General features: G+C 59.5%; 1 protein-coding gene. It reads left to right on the top strand.

Annotation, left to right across the window (positions count from 1 at the left end):
* Positions 1 to 1,375 (top strand): multicopper oxidase family protein (locus DBR23_RS11770; RefSeq protein WP_108498363.1); only part of this gene is annotated, 1,375 nt, incomplete at its 5' end.
* Between the last annotated feature and the right edge of the window lie 67 nt (positions 1,376 to 1,442).

Genomic DNA, 1,442 nt, shown 5'->3' on the forward strand with positions numbered 1-1,442 from the left:
TGCCGGAGGGGCCGTGGCCGCAGCGAGTGTGAGCCGCGTGGCAATGGCCGCACTGCCAGAACCCGTGTACCAGACAAGCGCAGACACCATGGCGCCGCTGGTGCCCAACTCCGGGCGCCCCTACAACCCGGTGGTCACGCTCAACGGCTGGACGCTGCCCTGGCGCATGAACCAGGGGGTCAAGGAGTTCCACCTGGTGGCAGAACCCGTTGTGCGCGAAATGGCCCCTGGCTTCAAGGCCCACCTGTGGGGATACAACGGCCAGAGTCCTGGTCCCACCATTGAAGTGGTGGAAGGCGACCGCGTTCGCATTTTTGTGACCAACAAGCTGCCCGAGCACACCAGCATCCACTGGCATGGACAGCGTTTGCCCAATGGCATGGACGGTGTGGCGGGATTGAACCAGCCCGCAATCCAGTCGGGCAAGACCTTCGTCTACGAATTCGTGGCGCGCCGTCCAGGTACCTTCATGTACCACCCGCACGCCGATGAGATGACCCAGATGGCCATGGGCATGATGGGCTTTTGGATCACGCATCCAAAGACCAAGCATCCGCTGATTGATGAAGTGAATCGAGACTTTTGCTTCCTGCTCAGTGCCTACGACATTGAGCCCGGGGCCGCTACGCCGAAGGTCGCGGAAATGCTGAATTTCAATTTATGGACTTGGAACAGCCGCATCTTTCCTGGCATCGACTCCTTGAACGTCCGGCTCAATGACAAGGTGCGTATTCGCATCGGCAATCTCACCATGACCAACCACCCCATGCACTTGCACGGTCACGAGTTTTTGGTGACGGGCACGGATGGTGGTCCTACACCCAAGAGCACCCGTCTCTATGAAGTGACCACCGACGTGGCCGTGGGCCAGATGCGCCAGATCGAGTTCCTCGCGGACGAAGAAGGTGACTGGGCATTCCACTGCCACAAGAGCCACCACACCATGAATGCAATGGGTCACGACATTCCCACCATGATTGGCGTAGACCACCGGGGCGTGGCCAAGAAGATCAACAACCTGATCCCCGACTACATGGTCATGGGCGAACGGGGCATGGCGGACATGACCGAGATGGAGATGCCCATCCCGGACAACACCATTCCCATGATGACCGGGGAAGGCCCGTTCGGGTCGGTCGAAATGGGCGGGATGTTCAGCGTCGTCAAAGTACGCCGCGACCAGAAACCGGGCGACTACAAAAATCCGGGTTGGTACAAGAACCCAGAGGGCACGGTGGCGTACGAGTACACCGGCCCGATGGCGGAGCCTGCCCGCTTCAAGGCCGAGGGCGGCCAATCCATGCCCCGCAAAGAGAAGTCCAGTTCGGACACTGTCGTCAAGGTCAAAAAGCCGTCTTCGCACAGCGGCCACTGATCGCATTCTTTCCCCATTCACAACGCAAGGTAAACATGAAACGCACTCTTTCCCTGATCGCTGCCTC

The sequence above is a fragment of the Acidovorax sp. HMWF018 genome, assembly GCF_003061035.1.
GTDB lineage: Bacteria > Pseudomonadota > Gammaproteobacteria > Burkholderiales > Burkholderiaceae_C > Acidovorax > Acidovorax delafieldii.